Genomic DNA, 22,481 nt, shown 5'->3' with positions numbered 1-22,481 from the left:
TCGGCTCGAGGACTATCGGCTCGAGGAACGGCCGCTCACGCGCAGCCCAGTTCGCCGAGCATCCCCTCGCGGAGCCGGACGATGATCCGCTTCAGCAGCCGGGAGACATGCATCTGGGAGCAGCCCAGCCGCTCGCCGATCTCGGCCTGGGTCGCCTCTTCCACGAACCTCATGTGCAGGATCTGACGGTCCCGTTCGTCGAGTTCCGCCATCAGCGGGGCCAGTGACTGGAAGTCCTCCACGAGCCGCAGCCCGTGTTCCTCGACCCCGATGAAGTCGGCGAGGACCGCCTCGCCGGACTCCGGCCCGTCGCCGGTCAGGGCCGCGTCCAGGGAGGCGGAGTTGTAGCCGTTGGAGGCGATCTGCGCCTCGACGACCTCGTTCTCCGTGATGTTCATCAGGGTGGCCAGCTCGGCCACCGTCGGCTCCCGGTCCAGCCTGCTGGCCAGCTCCTCGCGCGCCTTGGCCAGCTCCACCCGCAGCTCCTGGAGCCGTCGCGGGACGTGCACCGCCCAGGTGGTGTCACGGAAGAATCGTTTGATCTCGCCGACGATATAGGGCAGCGCGAAGGAGGTGAACTCGACCTCGCGTGCCAGTTCGAACCGGTCGATCGCCTTGATCAGGCCGATCATCCCGGTCTGGACGATGTCCTCCATGTCGTCGCCGCGGCCGCGGAACCGCCCGGCGGCGAAGCGCACCAGCGACACGTTCATCTCGATCAGCGTGTTGCGGGCGTACTGGTACTCGTGGGTGCCTTCTTCCAGTTCCGCCAGCCGCCTGAAGAACTGGCGGGACAGCTCCCGGGCGTCGCGCGGCGCGATCGTCCGGGCGTCCACGACCTCCGGCACCGGTCCCTCTCCGATCCCGACCTTGGCACTGTTCTCGGTGAACTTCGCCTCCGACCGGATCACGGCGGTGTCCATTGCCTCTCCCAGGAAAGTCATGGTTCGACGTCTGCCTTTTCGGCTCGATTGCATACGGCACCAGCGGCGCTGGTGCCCGACCCCAGGTACCCGGGACCGGATGACTTATGCATCGTGCCGCGAACACCGCGCCGAGCCCGCCGCGACGTTCGCCCCCTCCGGATACCCGGGGTGCGGGGGCACATGCGGTCCGTGCGCCGGGATGGCGGAAACTACCCGCACCCGTCGTCGCGCCCGGCACCTCGCGGCGGCGGATTCCACCGAGGGCGGAACGCCGCCCCCTTCCCGTGTCACCACGGACTCCTAGGCTGAGGGGGTGAGCAACCAGGTGAGCGGCCAAGCGCCGAACGAAGCCCGCGTCATTCCCCTGCGCCCGCAGTCCGTACGACCGGAGTCCGCACGCCCGCGGCCGGTGCGGCCGGAGCCCCTACGGCCGCAGTCCGCACGCCCCGAGCCGGTACGACCAGCGCCGGTACGCCCGCACGCCGTGCCGCCGCCCCACCGGGGTCCGGCCGTGCGCGAACCCCTGTGGCGTGACCTGGTCGGAGACGTCCTGCGCCGGGAGAGGCTGGCGCAGGAGCGCACGCTCAAGGACGTCGCCGACGCCGCCCGGATCTCCATGCCGTATCTGTCGGAGGTGGAGCGCGGCCGCAAGGAGGCCTCCTCGGAGGTCCTCGCGGCCGCCGCCCACGCCCTCGGCCTGGGCCTCGGCGACCTGCTGTCGCTGGCCCACGAGGAGCTGACCCGGGTCACCAGCCAGACCCGGACGACCGGCGGCCGCGGCCCGGGCGGCACGCCGTACGGCGGACTGTGCCTGGTGGCCTGAACCCACCCGCGGTGTCCCGCCCCGGCCGGAGACGGTCTCAGACCGGGGCGAGACGCCTGCTCAGCACCTCGTCGGCCAGCCCGTACGCCACCGCCTCGTGCGCGGTGAACACCTTGTCGCGGTCCATGTCGGCGCGCAGGGTCGCGATGTCGTGGTGGGTGTGCCGGGCGAGCACCTCCTCCACCTGGCCGCGGATGCGCACCATCTCCTTGGCCTGGAGCGCCAGATCGGAGATCATGCCGCGCTGCCCGCCCGTCGCGGGCTGGCCCAGCAGCACCCGCGAGTGCTCCAGCACGAACCGCCGCCCGGCATCCCCGCCCGCCAGGAGCACGGCCGCCGTCGAGGCCGCCTGACCGACGCAGAACGTCGAGATCGGCGCCTGCACGAAGGTCATCGTGTCGTAGATCGCCATCAGTGAGGTGAACGATCCACCGGGTGAGTTGAGGTAGATCGCGATCTCCTGCTCGGGCGCCGACGACTCCAGATGGAGCAGTTGGGCGATGACGACATTGGCCACGCCGTCGTCGATCTCGGTGCCGAGGAAGATGATCCGCTCCGACAGGAGCCTGGAGAACACGTCGTAGGACCGCTCGCCCTGCGGGGTCCGCTCGACCACGTTCGGAATCGTGTACGTCCCCATGCCTACAGCCCCATCCGTCGCCGTGCGGCGGCCGGGCGGACGTCGGCGAACGACTCGACGACCCGGTCCACCATGCCGTACTCCCTGGCCTCCTCGGCGGTGAACCAGCGGTCGCGGTCACCGTCGCGGGAAATGGTCTCCGGGCTCTGCCCGGTGTGCTCGGCGGTGATCCGCTCGATGGTCCGCTTGGTGAACTCGAGGTTGTCCGCCTGGATCTCGATGTCCGCGGTGGTGCCGCCGATGCCCGCGGACGGCTGGTGCATCATGATCCGCGCGTTGGGCAGCGCGTACCGCTTGCCGTGCGTGCCGACGCTGAGCAGGAACTGCCCCATGCTGGCGGCGAACCCCATGGCGAGCGTCGAGACGTCGTTGGGGATCAGCCGCATGGTGTCGTAGATGGCCAGGCCCGCGTGGACCGAGCCGCCGGGGCTGTTGATGAACAGGCTGATGTCGGTGCGCGGGTCCTCCGCCGAGAGGATCAGCAGCTGGCTGCAGACCCGGTTCGCGGAGACCTCGTCGACCTGGGTGCCGAGCAGCACGATCCGCTGGCCGAGGAGTTGGGCGGCGAGCTGGTCGTCGAGCCGGTTGGGAGGGGTGTCGCCCTCCTCGGCCCGGGGCAGCAGGCCCCGGGCCGGGCCCGTGGTGAGTGGAGACATCGAGTCGCTCCTCGTCGTCGTAGCCGTCGCTGTCGTGACCGGTCGGGGTCCACTGTGGGCCGGGGCGGGGGGCCGCCGGGGCTTTCTAGGCCCGTGGCAGATTCGCCGACGGCAGAGCGGTCGCGACGGGAGCGATGAGTTTCGGGGACGGCGGGGGTCGATACAGATGACCGCGTTCCACACCGTTGTCTCCCAGGAGGTACCGCACATGAGCCGCGATGGATTCACCACCTGTCTCTGGTTCGACGGGCAGGCCGAGGAGGCCGCCGAGTTCTACGTCTCGGTCTTCAAGGACTCCAGCATCGGAGAGGTCGTCCGCTACGCCGAGGGCGCGATGGGTCCCGCCGGGGGCGTCATGACCGTGGAGTTCACCGCCAACGGCCACCGGTTCGTCGCGCTCAACGGCGGACCGCAGTTCAAGTTCAACGAGGCGATCTCCTTCCAGATCTTCTGCGACGACCAGGAGGAGATCGACCACTACTGGTCCCGGCTCGTCGAGGGCGGTGGCGAGCCCGGCCCGTGCGGCTGGCTGAAGGACCGGTTCGGGGTGTCCTGGCAGGTCATCCCGGAGCGGCTGCCCGCCCTGATCGGCGATTCCGACCCGGTGAAGGCCGCCCGTGCCACCCAGGCGATGCTGGCGATGGGCAAGCTCGACATCGCCGCCCTGGAGAAGGCCCACGCGGGCGGGTGAGGCGCCCGCGCCCACTCGCCGTCGTCCGCCCACCGCGTCCCGGAAGGTCCCGGCTGCACGCGGACCCGCGCGCCCTGCGCTGACACACACGGGAACGGGGCCCGTCACCCGGGCCCCCTCCCTCTCAGACGCGGTCGGCGGCGATCAGCAGATACTGGAAGCTGCCGTTGCGATAGGCCGCCAGGAACGTTTCCTCGATTCCGGTGACCAGATGGTCCGCCTCCTTGCGCAGCTCCCAGTACGGCAGCGTCGCCTCGGTCAGGTCCTGGACGTGCACCGGCACCAGCCGGTTGCGGGCCAGCGCCCGGAAGTACGCCGAGCGCGGATGGATGTCGCAGATGTAGTGGGCGTTGATCAGGGACACCTCGCGCGAGGCCTGCCCGTAGGTGTCGTTGTAGCAGCCGGTGATCACCACGTACCGTCCGCCCCGGCGCAGCAGCCGGGCGTGCTCGGCGAACAGCAGGTCCAGTTCGACGTACATCGTGGACTCGTTGTTCCACGACGCCGCGTACGCGCCCGAGGGCAGGCCGGTGTCGAGCATGTTGCGGTGGTGGTAGCGCACCTTGTCGTCGATGCCGCGCTTACGGGCCTGCGCGCCCGCGAAGTCGGCCTGCTTGGCGGAGATGGTGACGCCGTCGGCCTGGCAGCCGTAGCGCAGATGCGCCACCACGCTGCCGCCGCCGCGTCCGCAGCCCGCGTCGAAGACCCGGTCGGCGGGGGTGAGCGGGCCCAGACAGGAGGCGAGCAGCTCGGCCTGGGCGTGTTCGAGGCGGTGCAGTTCCGCGGTGATCCGCTCCCGGCGCAGGTCCGGGTCGGGTTCGTCGAGCACCGACCGGTCGGCGTTCCCGATGCCGTAGTGGTGGTGGTACAGGTCGTCGAGCTTTCCGAGTTCTAGGTTGACCGGGTTCTCCTCGGCGTTCCAGTAGTCCGCGACACGGGTCTGGTACGTCGACTGGGTCGGCACCGGTACGGCCGCGGTGCCTGGGTCGGCGGTGGTCAACGGCGCTCCTTGTGCTTGGTGTTACCAGTAGTTCGGCAGGTGGTACCGGTGGGAGTTGGTGGCGTGCCACTCGTGGTTGCCGGACACCCAGGCCGCCAGGCCCGTGAGATAGCGGGCGACCAGGGGCGAGGTGGCGGACAGCGCCGCGGACTCCTCCTCGAAGGCGTCCATGATCTCGTTGTGGATGTCGACGGCCTTCAGATAGGCGGACTTCAGCCCGCAGTGCTCGTTGGCGGCGATCACCTGCGGCAGGTTCAGATGGTCGGGGTCGTTGGCCAGTTCCTTGGTGAAGGAGTACAGGTCGTTGACGAGGGTGGTGGCGTTGCAGGCGAGCGCGGTGACCCGCTGGATCTCCGGCCGGGCGTAGAGGGCCTCGGGCAGTTCGTAGCCGTCCACCGCGTCCACCAGCGACAGACAGGGGCGGAAGTTGTTGAACTGCCGCATCACCAGGTACTCCCAGACCCGCGGCACATACCGGACCTCCGCCCACGCGGCCTCGCCGAGATAGCCGAGGTGCAGCCGGGCGGCGTCGTGCACGAACCGCGCCACCTGGCTGGGCGTGGCGAACCCCGCGTAGTCCTCCAGGGCCGAGTGGTACGACCTCAGGGGCCCGTCCGCCCGCGTTCCGGACCGCCACAGCTCCTCCAGCTCCGGCGTGGCGTGGAACGGGTCCAGCGCCGACTGGGCCAGCACCAGCCGTCCGCCCAGGCCGCGCGGGGAACCGCCGCGGTCCTCGCAGTAGCAGTCGTCGACGATGTTCTCGGCGAGCAGCAGCTCACCGGCGACGGTGAGGCGGTCCAGGTCCAGCGCCCCGGGGTGCTGGAGCACCACGGCGCGCCCGAACTGGAACCCCGCGAAGTCCCCGTACCACTCCTCGGGGAACAGTTCGAGATCGCGGGCCCAGGCCTCCAGCCTGCGGTCGACCTCCGCCACCTTGACGGGGTCGGGGGGTACGGCGGGCCGGTACCGCAACCCGGGGACCGCCCCGCTCCGCCGGGCGTGCACGGTCCCCACCAGGCTCGGCGGGCCGGGCGGCCGGAACGGTGACGGACCGGTCGCGGGCGGCGGCGCGCTCATTCCGGCATCCGCCCGATCTGGACGTTCTCCAGGATTCCGGCCGCGTCCGGCACCAGGACGGCGATCGAGTAGTAGGCGGTGACGAGGTAGCTGATGATCGCGGTGGTGTCGATGCCCATGAACCGCACGTTCAGCCCCGGCTGGAACTCCTCGGGCAGGCCCGTCTGGTACAGGCCCACCACGCCCTGGTCGGCCTCCCCGGTGCGCAGCGCGATGATGCTGCTGGTGTGCTGGTCGCTGACGGGGATCTTGTTGCAGGGGAACATCGGCACGCCCCGCCAGGCCGGGACCTCGTGGCCGTCGACGTTCACCGTGCCGGGCACCAGGCCGCGCCGGTTGCACTGCCGGAAGAAGGCCGCGATCGCCTTCGGGTGCGCGAGCAGGAGCCGGGTCTTGCGGCGCATGGACAGCAGCTCGTCGAGGTCGTCCGGGGTGGGCGGTCCGGTGAAGGTGCTGATGCGCTGCCCGTAGTCGGCGTTGTGCAGCAGCCCGAACTCCCGGTTGTTGACCAGCTCCCACTCCTGGCGTTCGCGGATCTCCTCAACGGTGAGGCGCAGTTGCTGCTCGGTCTGGTTCATCGGGTGGTTGTAGAGGTCGGCGACCCGGCTGTGCACCCGCAGCACGCCCTGGGTGATGGACAGTTCGTACTCACGCGGGGCGAGTTCGTAGTCGACGAAGCCGCCCGGCAGCACCGGCTCGCCCACATGCCCGGCCTGCACCGGGACATCGGCCTCGCCCTTGCGGTTCATGGGCTTGCGGTGCCGTTCGACGAACGCCTCCAGGTGCGCGGCGAAGGACGGCACCCGGTCGGTGAACTCGGTGACGACCTCCCAGGGCAGCGCCAGGACCACGCCCGCGGTCTCCGCCCGCACGGACGTCAGCCACAGCGGGTCGGCCTGGCCGATGGCCTCGTCGCCCATCTGGTCCCCGTCGCTGACGACCCCGACGACCTCCTCCTCGCCGTACTTGCCGGTGGCGTAGCGGGTGAAGCGGCCGTGCGCCACCAGATACGTCTCGGTGACGGGCTGCCCGGCCTCGAAGAGGACCTCACCGGACCGCACCTCCCGGATCTGGAAGTGCGTGGCGATCTCCTTGAGGACGTCGAGGTCGGCGTAGCCGCGCAGGACCGGCAGTTCGGTCAGCGTCTCGGGGATGACACGGATGTCGTCGGCCCCGTTCTGCTCGAACTGCACCCGGCCGCGGCCGACGCGCAGTTGCAGCCGCCGGTTGACGCGGTAGGTGCCGCCCTTGACGTCCACCCACGGCAGCATCTTCAGCAGCCACCGCGAGCTGATCGCCTGCATCTGGGGGACGGACTTGGTGGTCGTCGTGAGCTGTCGGGCTGCCTGCGTACTGAGACTGGTCAGCGGCGGAGCCTCGGTGGTCGTCTCGGTGACGGGCTCGGGCGCGGGGTCGCCGGTCGCCGGACCGGTGGCGCCATCGGGTGCGGACACATTCCCTCCCGGGAGCGGTACGGGGTGCGTACGGGGTGACGGAACGGTCGGGGGGTAGGGGGTGAGGCCGCGCAGGCCTGTGGGCGGCCGGGGCGGGTGATGTGGTGGTCCGCGCCGTGACACGGTTGCCGGTGCCTACGGCGGCCCCCGCGGTCACCGGTCACGGCTGAGGCCGCCGAGACGACGTGCGGGGTCGCCCGGTGGGCGTCGGTGGGGGGAGTGTGCGGGTGGGTCGTAGCGGCGGTGGGGGGTTGGCCTGCCCTGACCTGGGCCGTGGCAACGGGCGCTCGGGCCAGCGGTGGCGGCGGGGCGTCCACGCATGCGGAGGGCATGGGGCGCAGGTTCCAGGGAAACAGGCGGTGCGCTGGGCGGGTACCGCGTGAAGGGGGCGGGTTCGCCGCGTGGAGGTGCGAAGCCGCTGGGTGGAGCGGACCCCGCCCCCTGACGTGCCCGCGCGCCGGTCGGCCCTCCCCGGGGCACCGGCGCACAGGGCGCACGAGCGCCCCGCGGTTTCGCCGCGCGGCCCGGTCGGCGGGTGGCTAGCGTGAGGATGCGGACAGACCACCGAACGGAAGAGGACCGCAGCCATGGCCGTGCAACCTGAGGGCACCCCCTGCTGGGCCGACGCGATGTTCACCGACGTGGAGGGGGCGAAGACCTTCTACGGTGAGGTCCTCGGCTGGACCTTCGGCGAGGCGTCGACGGAGTTCGGCAACTACACCGAGGCCTACGCGAACGGGAAGGCCGCCGCCGCTGTCGTACCGCCGATGCCCGGCCAGGAGGGCCAGTCGCAGTGGTGTCTCTACTTCGCCGCCCAGGACGCCGCCGCCATCGCGCGGAAGATCCGCGACAACGGCGGCGAGGTGCTGATGGAGCCGATGCAGGTCGCCGAGTTCGGCACCATGTGCCTGGCCCGCGACCCCGGCGGCGTCGTCTTCGGCGTCTGGCAGTCCGGCACCCACGAGGGCTTCGACACGTCGATGGGCCAGCACGGCGCGTACACCTGGGCCGAGGTCTTCACCCGCGAACCGGAGAAATCGGACGCGTTCTTCCCGGCCGTCTTCGGCTACCGCGCCAAGCAGATGCAGGACGACGCGGTCGACTTCCGGATCTTCGACCTCGGGGACCAGAGCGTGCTGGGCCGGATGAAGATGACCGAGGACTTCCCGCCCACGGTGCCGCCGTACATCAACGTGTACTTCGGCGTCAGCGACTGCGACGACGCCGTCTCGAAGGCCACCCAGCTCGGCGGCACCCTCCGGTTCGGGCCGATGGACACCCCCTTCGGGCGGTTCGCCGCGCTCAGCGACCCGCAGGGCGCCAACTTCTCGGTGATCGACACCTCCACCACCGCGGGCGAGTTCCCGCAGACCACCGACGTGTCCTGAACGGACCGGCCCAGGCCCTCGGCGACCACCGGCCCCGCCCGCCGTGGCATGATCGGACGCATGCGTGAACGTGTGGTGGCCGCGTGCGACGGGGCCGCGAAGGGAAACCCCGGACCGGCGGGCTGGGCCTGGGTCGTCGCGGACGAGAAGGAGACCCCGGTGCGCTGGGAGTCCGGCGCGCTCGGCAGGTCCACCAACAACATCGCGGAACTGACCGCCCTGGAACGCCTGCTGGTGGCCACCGACCCCGGCGTACCGCTGGAGGTCCGGATGGACTCCCAGTACGCGATGAAGGCGGTCACCACCTGGCTGCCGAACTGGAAGCGCAACGGCTGGCGCACCGCCGCCGGAAAGCCGGTCGCCAACCAGGAACTCGTCGTCCGGATCGACGAACTGCTCGGCGGGCGTGACGTCGAGTTCCGCTACGTCCCCGCCCACCAGGTCGACGGTGACCCGCTGAACGACTTCGCCGACCGCGCCGCCAGCCAGGCCGCCCTCGCCCAGGAGGCCGCGGGCAGCGACCTCGGCTCGCCGGAGCCGCCGCCCTCGCCGGACACCCCGCCCGCCAAGGGCCCGCGCCGCAAGCCCGCCGGAGGTGGGTCCGCCGGTTCCAAGGCCAAGGGCGGGGGCTCCTCGCGCACCATCAAGGCGAAGTTCCCCGGCCGCTGTGTCTGCGGCCGTTCCTATGCGGCGGGCGAGCAGATCGCCAAGAACGCGCAGGGCTGGGGCCACCCGGAGTGCCGTACCGCCGCAGCCGGATAATAGTGCTACCTTCCGTCGCGAGATGACTTCACCGAGTGACGGGTGAGAGGTGCGCGTGAAGGTCGCCTGCGTCGGCGGCGGGCCCGCCGGACTGTATCTGTCGATCCTGCTGAAGCTCCAGGACCCGTCCCACGACATCACCGTCCACGAACGCGACCCGGAGGGCTCCACCTACGGCTGGGGCGTCACCTACTGGCGCGGACTCCTCGACCGGCTCGAGGCCCATGACCCCGAGTCGGCGCGCGCCGTCGCCGCCGCCTCGCTGACCTGGTCCGAGGGCGTCGCGCACCTCCGGGGCACCACCACCCGGCACCCCGGCGACCAGGGCTTCGGCATCGGACGCCACCGGCTCCTGGAGATCCTCGCGGCCCGCGCCCGCTCCCTCGGCGTACGCCTCGAACACGGCCACGAGATCACCGCCGACGACCCACCGGCCTGGGCCGACCTGGTGGTGGCGGGCGACGGCGTCCGCAGCGCCCTGCGCACCCGCCACGCCGACCACTTCGGCACCCGGCTCACCGCGGGCCGCAACCGCTACATCTGGCTCGGCACCACCAAGGTCTTCGACGCCTTCACCTTCGCCTTCACCGAGACCGCGCACGGCTGGATCTGGTGCTACGGCTACGGCTACGGCCCCGACCGCAGCACGTGCGTCGTCGAGTGCGCCCCCGAGACCCTCACCGGCCTCGGCCTGGACCGGGCCGATGAGGCCGACGGACTCGCCCTGCTGGAGGACCTCTTCGCCGACGCCCTCGACGGCCACCGCCTCATCGCCCGCCCCGCCACCCGGTGGCTGACCTTCCGCACCCTCACCAACCGCACCTGGCACCGCGACAACCTCGTCCTGATCGGCGACGCCGCCCACACCACCCACTACTCCATCGGCGCGGGCACCACCCTCGCCCTGGAGGACGCCCTGGCCCTGGCCGCCGCCCTGCGCGAGCACCGCGCCCTCCCGGACGCCCTCGCCCACTACGAGCGGCGGCGCAAGGCGGCCATCCTGCCCGCGCAGAGCGCCGCCCGCTACAGCGCCCAGTGGTACGAGAACCTGTCCCGCTACGTCGACCTGCCGCCCGACCAGATGTTCGCGCTCCTCGGCCAGCGCCACTCACCCCTGCTGCCGCACGTCCCGCCCCGCCTCTACCACCGCCTGGACCGTGCCGCCGGACGCCTCACCGCCGTGCGCCGCCTCAAGCGCCGCCTCGGCCCGGCGCTCGCCCGCACCGTCCACACCCGAACGCTCTCCTCCCGTGAACGCTCCCAGCAGCGGATGACAGACTGACGCCATGGAAGAACGTTCAATGAAAAGGCTGGGCCAGCAGGCGTCCGTCATCGGCCTCGGCACCTGGCAGCTGGGCGCCGACTGGGGCGACGTCGACGAGAAGGACGCCCTCGCGGTGCTGGACGCGGCGGCCGAGGCGGGAGTCACCTTCTTCGACACCGCCGACGTCTACGGCGACGGACGCAGCGAACAGACCATCGCCACGTTCCTGCGCGGCAGGCCGGACCTCGACGTGCTGGTCGCCACCAAGATGGGCCGCCGCGTCGACCAGATCCCCGAGAACTACGTCCTCGACAACTTCCGCGCCTGGAACGACCGCTCCCGCCGCAACCTCGGCGTGGACCGCGTCGACCTGGTGCAGCTGCACTGCCCGCCCACCCCCGTCTACTCCTCCGACGAGGTGTACGACGCCCTGGACACCCTGGTCGCGGAGGAGCGCATCGCCGCCTACGGCGTCAGCGTGGAGACCTGCGAGGAGGCGCTGACCGCGATCGCCCGGCCGCACGTGGCCAGCGTGCAGATCATCCTCAACCCGTTCCGTATGAAGCCGCTGCGCCAGGTGCTCCCGGCCGCCGCCGAGGCGGGCGTCGGGATCATCGCCCGGGTGCCGCTCGCCTCCGGCCTGCTGTCCGGCAAGTACACCAGGGACACCGTCTTCGCGGCCAACGACCACCGCACCTACAACCGGCACGGCGAGGCCTTCGACCAGGGCGAGACCTTCTCCGGCGTCGACTTCGCCACCGGTGTGGAGGCCGCCGCCGAGTTCGCGGCCCTCGCCCCCGAGGGCTGCACCCCGGCCCAGCTCGCGCTGCGCTGGATCATCCAGCAGCCCGGCGTCACCACCGTCATCCCCGGTGCCCGCTCGCCCGAGCAGGCCCGCGCCAACGCCGCCGCGGCGGCCGTTCCCGCGCTGCCGCCGGAGACGTTGGAGGCGATCCGGGACCTGTACGACCGGCGCATCCGCGAGCAGGTCGAACACCGCTGGTGATGGGCTGACACAAAGCGCCCCCACGGGGAACCCGTTGTGACACGGAACTGAGGTCGCTCGCACCGGGAGGAAACCGTGGCCGACTCGGACCACAGCGTCACAAGGACGAGGGGGCGCAACGAGACGGAGGAGGAGAGAGCGGACCGGATGTGGCAGGAGCTGATCCAGGAGGTCCGGGTCGCTCAGATGGGAGTGCAGATCCTGTTCGGCTTTCTCCTCACCGTCGTCTTCACACCGATCTACCGCCAGCTCGCCGACTCCGACCAGGCGATCTACATCGTCACCGTGGTGCTGGGCGCCGCCGCGACCGGGGCGCTGATAGGCCCCGTGTCGCTGCACCGCATCGTCTCCGGCCGCCGGGTGAAGCCGCAGGCGGTGCAGCTCGCGTCCCGGCTCACCCATGTCGGCCTGGTGCTGCTGCTCGCCACCATGACCTGCTCACTGCTGCTCATCCTGCGGGTGGCGACCCACGACCCGTACGTGCCGTGGCTGGTCACCGGGATACTGCTCTGGTACCTGCTGTGCTGGTACGCGCTGCCGTTCTGGACCCGGCACCGGCACACCAGCCGCTGACCGCTCAGCCGTCGGTGATGACCTCGGCGAGGAAGTCGTCGACATGGACCTCCTCGCCGCCCGGCGCGACGACGTCGTACGTCTTGCGCAGGAAGGCGGACACGGCCGGAGCCCACGCGTACACCACCGCGTGGTGGCGGGCGCCGTCCGGATGGGCGTCCCCGAAGAACTCCATCCGCAGCTCCTCCCACCGGCTGCTGCCCGTGGGGCTGAACCGGACGTCGCCCACTCCGACGGGACCGCGCAGCCCGTCGGCGAGCATCTGCCGGTCCAGCCGCCAGCGGGCGAGCACCCGGCCGTCGTGACTGAACACCGCGGTGACGGCGAACGGATCGTCGGCGTCGTAGCTGAGGTGGGTCAGCACCGGGAAGCGATCGGTGTCGCCCGCCTGAAGCTGCATGACCAGGGTCTGGTGCACGAGGGGTTTCACGACAGGGCCCTTTCTGAGTGCGGACGCGAAAGCGCGGGACTCTGCACTCCGGGTAACCCGCCTCAGGCACAAGATGCTCAGCCGCCCGGGTGATGGCCGAAGGCTTCCCGCAGCGCGGGCAGCAGCGTCTTCTTCGACCAGTCCAGGAACGGCTCCTGGACCTCGCCACCGATCTGCACCAGGGCGATCTCGGTGAACCCGGCCTCGGCGTAGGGCCGTACGGCCTCGACGAAGTCGTCCGGGTCGTCGCCGCACGGGATGGAACCGGCGACGTCGTCGGTGGTGACGAACTGGGTGGCCGACTCGAAGGAGTCCGGGTGCGGCAGCTCCGAGTTCACCTTCCAGCCGTTGCCGAACCAGCGGAACTGGGCGTGCGCCCGCTTGACGGCCGTGTCGCGGTCGGGGTCGTAGGAGACCGGCAGCTGCCCCACCCGCGGCTTGCCCGCGCCGCCGTACCGGTCGAAGGAGCTGAGCAGGCCGGGCTTCGGTTCGGTGGCGATGACCAGGTCCGCCAGCCTGCCCGCGAGTTCGCAGGAGTTCTCCCCGGAGACGGCGATGCCGATCGGCGGCGGCTCGTCGGGCAGGTCCCACAGCCGGGCCGACTCGACGTCGAAGTGCGGGCCCCGGTGGTTCACATGGCCGCCCTGGAAGAGGTCCCGGATGATCCCGACCGCCTCCTCCATCATCTCGTGCCGGATGTCGACCGACGGCCAGCCGCCGCCGATCACGTGCTCGTTGAGGTTCTCCCCGGAGCCGAGACCGAGCCGGAAGCGGCCCTGTGACAACAGCTGCATGGTCGCCGCCTTCTGCGCCACCACCGCCGGGTGGTAGCGGAAGGTCGGGCAGGTCACATAGGTCATCAGCGGGATGTCCCGGGTCGCCTGCGCGGCGGCGCCGAGCACGCTCCACGCGTACGGCGAGTGCCCCTGCGAGCGCAGCCACGGAAAGTAGTGGTCCGAGGTCACGGAGAAGTCGAAACCCGCCTCCTCGGCCTTCACGACATGGTTGACCAGCTCACGGGGGCCGGTCTGCTCGGTCATCATCGTGTATCCGATTCGCACCATACGTCCGCGAGTCCCCAGGGGTTCGGAAGGGGAAACGGGATCAGCTCGAGACACCCCGGAAGGTGCGCAGGAAGACCTCCAGGGCCTGGCGGTTCGCGGTGTCGCCGAAGTCGTCGGCGGGCGTCGTCCAGCGCAGCGAGAAACCACGGCCCTCCCCGACCAGGAAGCCCCGGCCGAAGGTGCGCAGCTCGGTGCCGCGAGCCTGGGCGAGCCACTCGAAGTCGGCGGCCCGGCGGCCCTGGTACGTGGTCGCCCGGATGTCGCCGATCCGCCGGAAGCCGCCGGTCCGCGCGAGGTCCGGCTGCACGTCGTCGCGCCAGACGGCCACCGGGTCCGGGCCCAGGCGCTCGCTGTAGGTCACGGTCAGGGTGCGCGGATCGTCCGGCGCGCCGAGCACGACGCGGTACGCGACATCCGACACGCGGGTGGTGCGCAGCGGCTCCCAGTCCTCGGGAAGGGCGACGGAGAACCCCTCGGGGGCGTCGTAGCGGCGGAACCCGAGCGGCAGGGCGGTCGGCGACGGGGAGACGGACGGCGGGGGCGCGGACGGCGTCGGCGTCGGCGGGGCGGCGGGCGCGGGCGGGCGGGACGCGGTGGCGGTGGGCGAAGGGGTGGGGGAGGGGGAGGGGGACGGGCGCGACGGGGTGTCGGTCGGGGTGGCGGACGGCCGGGGCCGGGTACCGGCGGCGGTACTGTCGGTGCGGGTCAGCTGGTGGGTGGTGACCAGGACGGCGACCGCGACGGTGACCACCGCCAGCGTCGTCCCGGCGACCATGGACCGTCTGCTCCAGCCCCGCCCGGCGTGCCGGGCGGCGGTGTAGGCGCGGCGCAGCCGGGGCACGGGCGCGGCGGGCAGCGCGGCGTCGGCGTCCTCGCGCAGCGCCCGGGTCAGCGCTTCGCGGACCACCGGCCGGGTCAGCCGCTCCCGGCCGTCCTTGCGCAGCAGCCCCTGCACGGCCCGGGTGAGCGGACCGGCCCGGCCCGCAGCGGGGTGCGCAGCGGCAGCCGGTCCACACCCTTGAGCGTGGTCTCGAACCGGCCCCGCTCCCGGAACGGCGGCCGTCCCTCGACCATGGTGTAGAGGATCGCGCCCAGCGCCCACAGATCGGCGGCGGGGCCGACGCGCTCGTCACGGGCCTGCTCGGGGGAGGCGTACGACGGTGCCGTGAGCCGGGGCGCGAGGGTCGCGCCCGCCAGCCCGAACCCGGCGACGACCACCGGGCCCCGCTCGGGCACCAGCACCTGGCCGGGGCTGAGTTCCCCGTGGGTGATGCCCGCGACATGCGCGGCCTCCAGCACGTCGAGCAGTTCGAGCCCGATCCGCGCCGCCCGCACATAGTGGAAGGTGCCCTGTTCCGCGAGGAGTTCCCCGAGCGGGACGCCGGTGACCCACTCGGTGACGATCCACAGCGCCTCCGCCTCCGGCTCCGCGACGGCGTCCAGGACGTTGGCGATCCGGCCGGGACAGCTCAGCGCCATGGCCTCGGCGGTGCGCATCACCCGGCCGACGGCCCGGCGCGCCACCTCCCCGCCGGTGTCCGGCGGCAGCCCGATCCGGGTCACCTGACAGGGGCGCCCGGTCCGGGTGTCCTCGCCGTACCAGCACACGCGGTTGGTCTCGCCGTGGACGACCTCCAGCAGCCGGTACCGCCCGGCGACCGACTCGTCCGCGGTGACGTGCGCCTCGCCCATGGTCATCCCTCGCTGAACGCCGGCCTCACCCTTTCCCAGTGGTACGGGGGCGGTGCGGCCGGGTGTTCAACGCGGCGGCCCTTTCGGGCTCAACTTTCCTCAGAAACCGCCCTCTTGACGAAACGTCAACGGCGGCGGCGCGCTCGTGGCGGGCCGCTCAGCGCAGCCCGAACCGCTCCGACCAGCCCCTGACATCGCCGGTCGTCACATTGCCCCCGCACACCACCAGACCCAGCCGGGCCTCGGGACCGACCCGCTCCAGCACCCGCCGCGCCGCGGGCAGCAGACACCCGGCGGCCGGTTCCGCCCACACCTTGGCGTGCTCGGCCAGGTCGAGACAGCCCCGCACGGCTTCCCGGTCCGGGACCACGAGCACCTCGGTGACCAGCTCGGACACATGGTCGTACGTCAGCTGGGAGACGGTCGGGGCGCTGAGCGTGGTGACGACCGACGACAGCTGAACCGGCACCGGGCCGCCCGCCGCCAGCGCCCGGGACATCGCCTCGGCGCCCTCGGTCTCCACGCCCCAGACCCGCACCCCCGGACGCCGGGCCCGCAGCGCCGCCGCCACCCCGGCGATCAGCCCGCCGCCCCCGACGCTGACCAGGACGTCGGTCACCTCGTCGGCGTCGTCGGCGAACTCCAGGCCCACCGTGCCCTGCCCGGCGACCACCACCGGGTCGTCGAAGGGGTGGACGAGCGTGAGCCCCTCGTCGCGCAACCGTCCCACCAGCGCGAACGCCTCGTCCATCCCGTCCGTCAGCCGCACCGACGCGCCCGCGTCCCGGGCGATCTCCACGGACCGGGCGGGCGCGGAGCGCGGCATGACCACCGTCGCCTTCACATCCAGCGCGGCTGACATGACCGCCAGCGCGATGCCGTGGTTGCCGCCGCTGACCGCCACCACCCCGGCGGCCCGCTCGGCCTCGCTCAGCGACAGCAGCTTGGCCGTCGCGCCGCGCGACTTGAAGGAGCCGGTGCGCTGGAGCAGCTCCAGCTTGGTGGTGACCGGGACACCGAGCAGCCCGGACAGACCGGGGCTCGGCAGGGTGGGAGTACGGACGACGTGTCCGGCGATCCGCTCGGCGGCGGCTTCGATCTCCGGGATGCCTATCAAGGCGTGCTCACTTTCCGTTCAGCGCTGCTGTGGGGTGTGCGGGGCGGCTTCGCTCGGCCGGACGACCACATAGCCCTCGCCCTGGAGCATCAGCTGGACGGCTTCCCCGGAGCCGCCGCGCAGCATCGAGCCGATGGACTGCGAGCGGTGCAGGGAGGTCTGCAGCCCCGCGGTCCACCCGACGACGGCGTCCGTGTCGACGTACACTGGGTACTGCGGCGAGACCGGGATGACCAGGGGGCTGCCGTCGCACACCAGACCCAGTCTGCCCTGTCCCGAGAACACGCTGTTGAACAGCCCCCCGCCGGTGATCCCGGCGCCCTTCACGGTGGTGATCCGGTACGACAGCGAGGCGTCGAAGCACAGCACGTTGCGGCCGTTCACGGTGAACTCGTCACCCGGTTCCACCTCGACGACGAACACGTTCTGGGCCTCCTGCGCGAACCAGGCCTCGCCCTGTCCGCGCACCGCCATCAGCGGCAGACCCTCACCGGTGACCGCGCGCTTGAGCATGCCGCCCACGCCCTGGCCCTTGCGCTCGAACTGGAGATTGCCGCGGAAGGCGATCATGGCGCCCTGGCGGGCGAGCATCTCCCCGTTCACCGCGTACTTGAGGCACTTGGAGTTCTCGACCGACATGCCCGGCGCCGTGGCGAACTGGGCCATGTGCTCACTGGAAAAGAGGTCACCCTTCATGACTGCATCCTGTCGCGGAGGGTTCCCTTCCGCCAAGATCACGCACCGAACAGTTGTGTCCAGTACGTGCCCGCGCGGCCACCGCCCGCGAAACCTATGCCGATGTGGGTGAAGGCGGGCTTGAGGATGTTGGCGCGGTGTCCGGGGCTGTTCATCCAGCCCGTCACCACCTCACCCGGGGAGCGCTGGCCGCACGCGATGTTCTCGCCGATCGTGCGCCGGGTGGAGCCCGCGGCGGCGGCCCGGTCCCAGGGCTGGCCGCCGTCGGGGGAGGTGTGGGAGTAGAAGTCCCGGGCGACCATGTCCGCGCTGTGCGCCTGCGCGGCGGCGGTGAGCCGCGGATCCACGGTGAGCGGTGGCAGCCCCGCCCGGACACGCTCGCCGTTGGTCAGCTCCACGACCCGGGCCGCCGTACGGTCCAGGTCGGCCGGGGTCAGGGGGCGTGCCCACAGGGCGGTCCAGTACAGGTCGCCGGAGCGGCCCGCGGCGGCTCGGCCGAGACCGGCGTGGGTGAAGGACGGGTCGTGCAGCGTGCGGCGGGGGTGGTCGGTGCCCAGGCAGTACTCGACGAGGTCGGCGGGGGTGCGCGGGCCGGAGACCAGGTGCTCGCCCACGGTGAGGTAGAGGAACCCGGCGGCGGTCACCCGCCGGTAGACGGAGACACCGTCATGCCCCTCGACGCCGAGCCGTCCGGCCGCCGCCATGGCCGAGGCGTGCTCCCGCGCCGCCGCGGCCAGCCGGGCGTCGAGCACGACGGGCGGGGAACCGGCGCGTGCGCGGGCGGAGTTGACGAGACGGAGGAAGCCGTCGGGGTCGGCGCCCGGCCCGCTGCCGCGGTGGGGCGCGGGTGCCGGGGGAGTGGCGGGGCTGCGGCCGGGGCGGGAGCCGGGCCCGGCGGTGGGTGCGGACGTGGCGCCCGGCCCGCCGCCGCGACGGGGCGCGGGTATCGAGGGCGTAGCGGGGCCGCCACCAGGGCGGGAGGTGCCGGGGGGACCCTCCCCCGAGCCGTCCGCGGCCCCGTCGTCCACCACATCCACCCCGAAGTCCCGCGCCAGCCCCGCCAGTCCGTCCGCGTACCCCTGGCCGAGGGCGCGCAGTTTCCACTGGTCGGCGCGTCGGTAGATCTCCGCGAGGAGCAGGACCGTCTCCCGCTCCGGGCGTGGCGGGGTGAAGTGGGCGACGGCCCGGCCGCCCGCGTCGGTGACCCGCAGGACGGGGACGGGCAGGGTGCCCAGGGGAGTGCCGGGGTCGGCGGGGGTGACGGCGACCGTGACCCGGGCGGCTCCGGGGCGCAGCCGGGACGGCTCGACGGTGAGCGTGCCGCCGTCCAGCCGGGCGCCGGGCGCGGTCGGCTGGTTGTAGAACACGAAGTCGGCGTCGCCGCGGACCTTGCCGTCGTCGTCCGTGATCAGCGCGGACACGTCGAACGGGCCGGGCACCCGCACGGTGAGGGCGCCACCGGGCAGGGGCAGATTGCCGCCGGGAACCAACTCGCTCATCGCGCCGCCCTGGTGTCGTCGTCCGGTTTCACAGGGTTTCGCCCGGACAACGTCCATCAGGGCCCAAGGGTTCCCGGCGCTCAGGGGCACGCCGGGGCGTTCAGCGCAGCGTTTCCGCCCAGTCGGCGGGCACCCGGTCGGCCGGGCCCGGCGTGGGCTGGTCCTCGGGGTGGTTCGCGGGCGGGGCCAGCTCGGGGCCGGACTCGTACAGCTCGTTCTTGGCGTAGTCCCAGAACCATTCCTCGCCGGGCTCGTAACTGCGCACCAGCGGATGGCCGGTGGCCCGGAAGTGGGCGGTGGCGTGCTGGGCGGGGGAGGAGTCGCAGCAGCCGATGTGGCCGCAGGCCGCGCAGCGGCGCAGGTGGAACCACCAGCCGCCGTCGGCGTCGCACTCGACGCATCCGCTGCCGCTCGGCGGCACGCTGGGGTCGATCCCGTCGGTCCCACGGTCAGTCGTCATACCGGCTCGCGCCTTTCGTCATCGGTCACTTCGGCATCGCTGTCTTCTCCCGCGTCCGGCGTGTCGCCCTCCGCCGCGGTGAGCGGAAGCAGCACCTGGAAGCGCGTGTCGCCGGGTTCGGACTCCACCTGGAGGGTGCCGTGGTGCTTGTTCACCACGATCCGCCAGGAGATGTCCAGGCCGAGCCCCGTGCCCTGCCCCACCGGCTTGGTGGTGAAGAACGGGTCGAAGATACGGCCGCGGATCTCCGGCGCCACCCCGCAGCCGGTGTCCCGGAACTCCACCAGCAGCCGGTCGTGGTCGAGCGCCGTGCGCACGGTCAGCGTGCCGTCGCCGCCGACGCTCTCGATGGCGGAGACGGCGTTGTCGATCAGGTTCGTCCACACCTGGTTCAGCTCCGCCGGGTACGCGGGCACCTTCGGCAGCGTACGGTCGTACTCCTTCACGACCTTGATGCGCGGGCCGATCTTGCCCGACAGCATCACCAGGGTGCTGTCGAGGAGTTCATGGACGTCGGCCATCCGGTAGGGCGCCCGGTCGAGCTGGGAGTACTGCTTGGCGGCGTCCACGAGCTGGGAGATGCGGGTGGTGGAGTCGGCGATCTCGTCCATCAGCAGCTCGGTCTCGACCGTGTAGTTGAGCCAGCCGATCGCCCCCGGCAGCACCGCCGCGTCCACCGCCGCCGCCACCTGGTCCAGCCAGTCGAGGTCCAGCCCGGCCTGCACGAAGGTGGGCGCGAGCCGCCAGCCGTCCGGGATGCCGTGGTCCTCCAGCCAGTCGCTGACGGCGTCCTCCCGGTCCGAGGCCTCCAGCGGACTCAGCACCGGCGCCTTGGCGACGCGTTCGGCGGTGCGCTCCTGGATCTCGATCAGGGTCGCCAGCGCCTCGGGCGGATACGGGCCCGAGGAGATCACACTGAGCTTGTGCCGCATCTTCGCGACCCGTTCCCGCAGCGTCGCGGTGGCGCGTACGGCCGCCGCGGCGGGGTTGTTCAGCTCATGGGTGAGCCCCGCGGACAGCGAGCCGAGCGCGAGCAGCCGCTCGCGCTGCCCGATGACGCGCTGGGTGCTCTTGGAGCCGAAGAACAGTCCCTCCAGCAGATGCACCGCCATCGGGAACCACTCCTGCATGATCGCCGCGAAGGTGTCGGCGGGCAGCACGAAGAACCGCGTCGGCTCCGTGACATGCATGGAGCCGTTGTAGACCTGCCGCACCCGGTCGCCGATGTACGCCTGCATGGCGCCCCCGTAGACCCCGCGCTGCGAGGTCCGGCTCACCTCGACGTCGTCGCCGCCGACCTTGCGGTACAGCACGACGGTGCCCTCGAGCATGACGTAGAAGCAGGTCGCGGGGTCGCCCTCGACATAGACCGGGCCCGGCTCGAACCGCTCCACGCGGCCCTCGCTGCACAGCCGTCCCAACTGGTCGGGGTCGAGCTTCTCGAACAGGAACAGCGAGCCGATGTCCTGCGGGCTGCACGGCAGCGGCTGCCCGCTCACGACTGCTCCAGATAGCGGTGGACGAGCATCACGGCCATGGCTCCCTCTCCGACGGCGGACGCGACGCGCTTGGCGGACTCGGCACGCGCGTCGCCCGCCACGAACACGCCGGGAATGTTGGTCTCCAGGTGGTAGGGCGGCCGGTCCAGCTCCCAGCCCGCGGGCGGCCGTCCGTCGGGGGTCAGGTCGGGCCCGGACAGGATGAAACCCCGCTCGTCGCGCAGGACCGTGCCGTCCAGCCAGTCCGTCAGCGGGGCCGCCCCGATGAAGATGAAGCACCACTGCGCGTCGACCAGTTCGGTGTGCCCGCTCCCGGCGTCGCGCAGGGTCAGCTGCTCCAGGTGGTCCGAGCCGTGCGCCGCCTCCACGACGGTGGAGCAGCGCACGGAGATGTTCGGTGCCTCGCCGATCTGCTGGATCAGGTAGTGCGACATCGACGCCGCGAGCGACTCCCCGCGCACCAGCAGGGTCACCGACTTGGCGCCCCGGGACAGGTACATCGCGGCCTGGCCCGCGGAGTTGGCGCCGCCGACGATGTACACGTCCTGGCCCTGGCAGGCGGGTGCCTCGGTCAGCGAGGAGCCGTAGTAGACGCCGCAGCCGGTGAGTTCGGTGGCGCCGGGGGCGTCGAGCTGCCGGTAGGACACGCCGGTGGCGAGGATCACGCTGTGCGCGGCGACCGCCGAGCCGTCGCTGAAGTGCACGATCCGCGCGGAGCCGCTCACCTCCAGCCCGGTCACCTCGCGCGCGGTGAGGATCTCCGCGCCGAACTTCGCCGCCTGCCGCCGCGCCCGGTCGGTGAGCTGCGCGCCGGACACACCGTCGGGGAAGCCGAGGTAGTTCTCGATACGGGAACTCTGGCCCGCCTGCCCGCCGGTCGCCGACCGCTCCACCAGGACCGTGCGCAGCCCCTCCGAGGCGCCGTACACCGCCGCGCCGAGCCCGGCCGGGCCGCCGCCGATGACGACCAGGTCGTAGAAGTCGGCCGTAGGGGTGGTCGCCAGGCCGACCTGGGCGGCCAGTTCGGGCGCCTCCGGCTCGACCAGCGGCGTCCCCTCGGGGGTGATCACCAGCGGCAGCCGCTGCCCGTCCGCGCCCGCCGCGGCCAACAGCCGCCGCCCCTCCGGCTCGTCGGAGGAGTACCAGCGGTACGGCACCTGGTTGCGGGCCAGGAACTCCCGTACCTCCGAGGACCGCGCGGACCAGCGGTGCCCGACCACCTTGGTGGCCGGAACCGGCCGGTAGTCGCTGCTGCGCCAGGCCTGGAGCAGGTCGTCCAGGACCGGGTAGAGCTTCTCCTCGGGCGGGTCCCACGGCTTGAGCAGGTAGTGGTCCAGATCGACGACGTTGATCGCGTCGATCGCGGCGTTGGTGTCCGCGTACGCGGTCAGCAGCACCCGCCGGGCGCCCGGGTAGACGTCCAGCGCCTGCTCCAGGAACTCGATGCCGTTCATCTGCGGCATGCGGTAGTCGGCCAGGATCACCGCCACCAGGTCCCCGCGCAGCTTCAGTTCGCGCAGCGCGTCGAGCGCCGACTCGCCGGACTCCGCGCGGACGACGCGGTACGACTCGCCGTAGCGGCGCCGAAGGTCCCGGGCGACGGCGCGGGAGACCCCCGGGTCGTCGTCCACGGTCATGATGACGGTCCGCGCTGCGTCGGCGGCCTGTGCCATACGTCTCCCACCCCGGGCGATCGGAATGCTCCCGCTCATCGTATGTTCGATCGCCCCCGCGCGCTCAGGAAAAGTCCCGGGGGCCGCCGCG

The 22,481-nt window shown here is 72.0% G+C and carries 21 protein-coding genes and 1 pseudogene; 7 read left to right on the top strand and 15 right to left on the bottom strand.

Translation table 11 applies throughout. The features are described 5' to 3' along the window. Positions 1-35: 35 nt before the first annotated feature. Positions 36-923 carry an RNA polymerase sigma factor SigF gene (locus ACFVQG_RS00235; protein WP_383375036.1) on the bottom strand — a complete coding sequence of 296 codons (888 nt, stop codon included), beginning with the start codon at positions 921-923 and terminating at the stop codon, positions 36-38. Positions 924-1,251: 328 nt separating this feature from the next. On the opposite strand from ACFVQG_RS00235, the gene ACFVQG_RS00230 reads away from it, so the two are divergent. Continuing rightward, positions 1,252-1,749 carry a helix-turn-helix domain-containing protein gene (locus ACFVQG_RS00230; RefSeq protein ID WP_383376476.1) on the top strand — a complete coding sequence of 166 codons (498 nt, stop codon included), beginning with the start codon at positions 1,252-1,254 and terminating at the stop codon, positions 1,747-1,749. Positions 1,750-1,786: 37 nt separating this feature from the next. Here the strand turns inward: ACFVQG_RS00230 and ACFVQG_RS00225 are convergent, their stop codons facing one another. Continuing rightward, entirely contained in the window at positions 1,787-2,389 is a 603-nt protein-coding gene (locus tag ACFVQG_RS00225; RefSeq protein ID WP_383375034.1) for a ClpP family protease, read from the bottom strand. A gap of 2 nt (positions 2,390-2,391) precedes the next feature. After that, positions 2,392-3,045 (bottom strand): ATP-dependent Clp protease proteolytic subunit, encoded by a 654-nt coding sequence (locus ACFVQG_RS00220; protein ID WP_383375032.1) that lies wholly within the window; start codon positions 3,043-3,045, stop codon positions 2,392-2,394. Positions 3,046-3,253: 208 nt separating this feature from the next. Between ACFVQG_RS00220 and ACFVQG_RS00215 the strand changes: the two genes are divergently transcribed. Continuing rightward, positions 3,254-3,736, top strand: coding sequence for a VOC family protein (locus ACFVQG_RS00215; protein ID WP_383375030.1), 483 nt, complete (start codon positions 3,254-3,256; stop codon positions 3,734-3,736). 124 nt (positions 3,737-3,860) lie between these two features. Here ACFVQG_RS00215 and ACFVQG_RS00210 read toward each other — a convergent pair whose 3' ends face one another. The 3 genes from ACFVQG_RS00210 to ACFVQG_RS00200 are packed head-to-tail and all read right to left on the bottom strand — an operon-like array spanning position 3,861 to position 7,267. After that, positions 3,861-4,736: a geranyl diphosphate 2-C-methyltransferase gene (locus tag ACFVQG_RS00210; RefSeq protein WP_383375028.1), complete on the bottom strand. Its 876-nt coding sequence runs from the start codon at positions 4,734-4,736 to the stop codon at positions 3,861-3,863. Between the two features lie 21 nt (positions 4,737-4,757). After that, on the bottom strand, positions 4,758-5,813 hold the full coding sequence (locus ACFVQG_RS00205) for a family 2 encapsulin nanocompartment cargo protein terpene cyclase (protein WP_383375025.1): 1,056 nt from the start codon (positions 5,811-5,813) through the stop codon (positions 4,758-4,760). Then, on the bottom strand, positions 5,810-7,267 hold the full coding sequence (locus tag ACFVQG_RS00200; protein ID WP_383375023.1) for a family 2B encapsulin nanocompartment shell protein: 1,458 nt from the start codon (positions 7,265-7,267) through the stop codon (positions 5,810-5,812). The genes ACFVQG_RS00205 and ACFVQG_RS00200 overlap by 4 nt, the downstream gene beginning before the upstream one ends. 587 nt (positions 7,268-7,854) lie before the next feature. Between ACFVQG_RS00200 and ACFVQG_RS00195 the strand changes: the two genes are divergently transcribed. The 5 genes from ACFVQG_RS00195 to ACFVQG_RS00175 all read left to right on the top strand — a co-directional run bounded on the left by ACFVQG_RS00195 (position 7,855) and on the right by ACFVQG_RS00175 (position 12,260). Continuing rightward, positions 7,855-8,655, top strand: coding sequence for a VOC family protein (locus tag ACFVQG_RS00195; protein WP_383375021.1), 801 nt, complete (start codon positions 7,855-7,857; stop codon positions 8,653-8,655). Positions 8,656-8,703: 48 nt separating this feature from the next. Beyond that, positions 8,704-9,417 carry a ribonuclease H gene (locus ACFVQG_RS00190; protein ID WP_383375019.1) on the top strand — a complete coding sequence of 238 codons (714 nt, stop codon included), beginning with the start codon at positions 8,704-8,706 and terminating at the stop codon, positions 9,415-9,417. A 49-nt stretch (positions 9,418-9,466) separates the two neighbouring features. Further along, positions 9,467-10,699 carry an FAD-dependent monooxygenase gene (locus tag ACFVQG_RS00185; RefSeq protein ID WP_383375017.1) on the top strand — a complete coding sequence of 411 codons (1,233 nt, stop codon included), beginning with the start codon at positions 9,467-9,469 and terminating at the stop codon, positions 10,697-10,699. Between the two features lie 4 nt (positions 10,700-10,703). Next, a complete protein-coding gene (locus ACFVQG_RS00180; protein WP_383375015.1) occupies positions 10,704-11,687 on the top strand; it encodes an aldo/keto reductase in 984 nt (327 codons plus the stop codon). Between the two features lie 75 nt (positions 11,688-11,762). Further along, complete coding sequence (locus tag ACFVQG_RS00175; protein WP_383375012.1) at positions 11,763-12,260, top strand: DUF6328 family protein; 498 nt, start codon at positions 11,763-11,765, stop codon at positions 12,258-12,260. Between the two features lie 4 nt (positions 12,261-12,264). Here the strand turns inward: ACFVQG_RS00175 and ACFVQG_RS00170 are convergent, their stop codons facing one another. The 9 genes and pseudogenes from ACFVQG_RS00170 to ACFVQG_RS00130 form a co-directional block, all read right to left on the bottom strand. Next, positions 12,265-12,660, bottom strand: a complete 396-nt coding sequence (locus ACFVQG_RS00170) for an SsgA family sporulation/cell division regulator (RefSeq protein WP_383376474.1) — start codon at positions 12,658-12,660, stop codon at positions 12,265-12,267. A gap of 107 nt (positions 12,661-12,767) precedes the next feature. Then, positions 12,768-13,754: an LLM class F420-dependent oxidoreductase gene (locus ACFVQG_RS00165; RefSeq protein ID WP_383375010.1), complete on the bottom strand. Its 987-nt coding sequence runs from the start codon at positions 13,752-13,754 to the stop codon at positions 12,768-12,770. A 40-nt stretch (positions 13,755-13,794) separates the two neighbouring features. After that, positions 13,795-15,452: pseudogene (locus ACFVQG_RS00160) on the bottom strand (serine/threonine-protein kinase). A gap of 151 nt (positions 15,453-15,603) precedes the next feature. After that, positions 15,604-16,563, bottom strand: a complete 960-nt coding sequence (locus ACFVQG_RS00155; protein ID WP_383375008.1) for a threonine/serine dehydratase — start codon at positions 16,561-16,563, stop codon at positions 15,604-15,606. Between the two features lie 18 nt (positions 16,564-16,581). After that, a complete protein-coding gene (locus tag ACFVQG_RS00150) occupies positions 16,582-17,259 on the bottom strand; it encodes an AIM24 family protein (RefSeq protein ID WP_383375006.1) in 678 nt (225 codons plus the stop codon). 38 nt (positions 17,260-17,297) lie between these two features. Next, positions 17,298-18,758: a CAP domain-containing protein gene (locus ACFVQG_RS00145; protein ID WP_383375004.1), complete on the bottom strand. Its 1,461-nt coding sequence runs from the start codon at positions 18,756-18,758 to the stop codon at positions 17,298-17,300. Positions 18,759-18,858: 100 nt separating this feature from the next. Continuing rightward, positions 18,859-19,218: a UBP-type zinc finger domain-containing protein gene (locus ACFVQG_RS00140; RefSeq protein ID WP_383375002.1), complete on the bottom strand. Its 360-nt coding sequence runs from the start codon at positions 19,216-19,218 to the stop codon at positions 18,859-18,861. Continuing rightward, on the bottom strand, positions 19,215-20,717 hold the full coding sequence (locus ACFVQG_RS00135; RefSeq protein ID WP_383375000.1) for an ATP-binding protein: 1,503 nt from the start codon (positions 20,715-20,717) through the stop codon (positions 19,215-19,217). Before ACFVQG_RS00135 ends, ACFVQG_RS00140 begins: the two co-directional genes overlap by 4 nt. Continuing rightward, positions 20,714-22,390: an FAD-dependent oxidoreductase gene (locus ACFVQG_RS00130; RefSeq protein WP_383374999.1), complete on the bottom strand. Its 1,677-nt coding sequence runs from the start codon at positions 22,388-22,390 to the stop codon at positions 20,714-20,716. Before ACFVQG_RS00130 ends, ACFVQG_RS00135 begins: the two co-directional genes overlap by 4 nt. Positions 22,391-22,481: the final 91 nt, after the last annotated feature.

This window comes from Streptomyces sp. NPDC057877, assembly GCF_042796855.1.
Taxonomy (GTDB): Bacteria; Actinomycetota; Actinomycetes; order Streptomycetales; family Streptomycetaceae; genus Streptomyces.
This window is presented reverse-complemented; position numbering and strand designations above follow the sequence as displayed.

Bases quoted from the DNA above. Each gene is read 5' to 3' on its own strand.
- ACFVQG_RS00235 (WP_383375036.1), bottom strand. From the start codon at position 923: ATGGACACCGCCGTGATCCGGTCGGAGGCGAAGTTCACCGAGAACAGT.
- ACFVQG_RS00225 (WP_383375034.1), bottom strand. From the start codon at position 2,389: ATGGGGACGTACACGATTCCGAACGTGGTCGAGCGGACCCCGCAGGGC.
- ACFVQG_RS00220 (WP_383375032.1), bottom strand. From the start codon at position 3,045: ATGTCTCCACTCACCACGGGCCCGGCCCGGGGCCTGCTGCCCCGGGCC.
- ACFVQG_RS00215 (WP_383375030.1), top strand. From the start codon at position 3,254: ATGAGCCGCGATGGATTCACCACCTGTCTCTGGTTCGACGGGCAGGCC.
- ACFVQG_RS00205 (WP_383375025.1), bottom strand. From the start codon at position 5,813: ATGAGCGCGCCGCCGCCCGCGACCGGTCCGTCACCGTTCCGGCCGCCC.
- ACFVQG_RS00195 (WP_383375021.1), top strand. From the start codon at position 7,855: ATGGCCGTGCAACCTGAGGGCACCCCCTGCTGGGCCGACGCGATGTTC.
- ACFVQG_RS00190 (WP_383375019.1), top strand. From the start codon at position 8,704: ATGATCGGACGCATGCGTGAACGTGTGGTGGCCGCGTGCGACGGGGCC.
- ACFVQG_RS00180 (WP_383375015.1), top strand. From the start codon at position 10,704: ATGGAAGAACGTTCAATGAAAAGGCTGGGCCAGCAGGCGTCCGTCATC.
- ACFVQG_RS00170 (WP_383376474.1), bottom strand. From the start codon at position 12,660: ATGCAGCTTCAGGCGGGCGACACCGATCGCTTCCCGGTGCTGACCCAC.
- ACFVQG_RS00165 (WP_383375010.1), bottom strand. From the start codon at position 13,754: ATGGTGCGAATCGGATACACGATGATGACCGAGCAGACCGGCCCCCGT.
- ACFVQG_RS00150 (WP_383375006.1), bottom strand. From the start codon at position 17,259: ATGAAGGGTGACCTCTTTTCCAGTGAGCACATGGCCCAGTTCGCCACG.
- ACFVQG_RS00145 (WP_383375004.1), bottom strand. From the start codon at position 18,758: ATGAGCGAGTTGGTTCCCGGCGGCAATCTGCCCCTGCCCGGTGGCGCC.
- ACFVQG_RS00140 (WP_383375002.1), bottom strand. From the start codon at position 19,218: ATGACGACTGACCGTGGGACCGACGGGATCGACCCCAGCGTGCCGCCG.
- ACFVQG_RS00130 (WP_383374999.1), bottom strand. From the start codon at position 22,390: ATGGCACAGGCCGCCGACGCAGCGCGGACCGTCATCATGACCGTGGAC.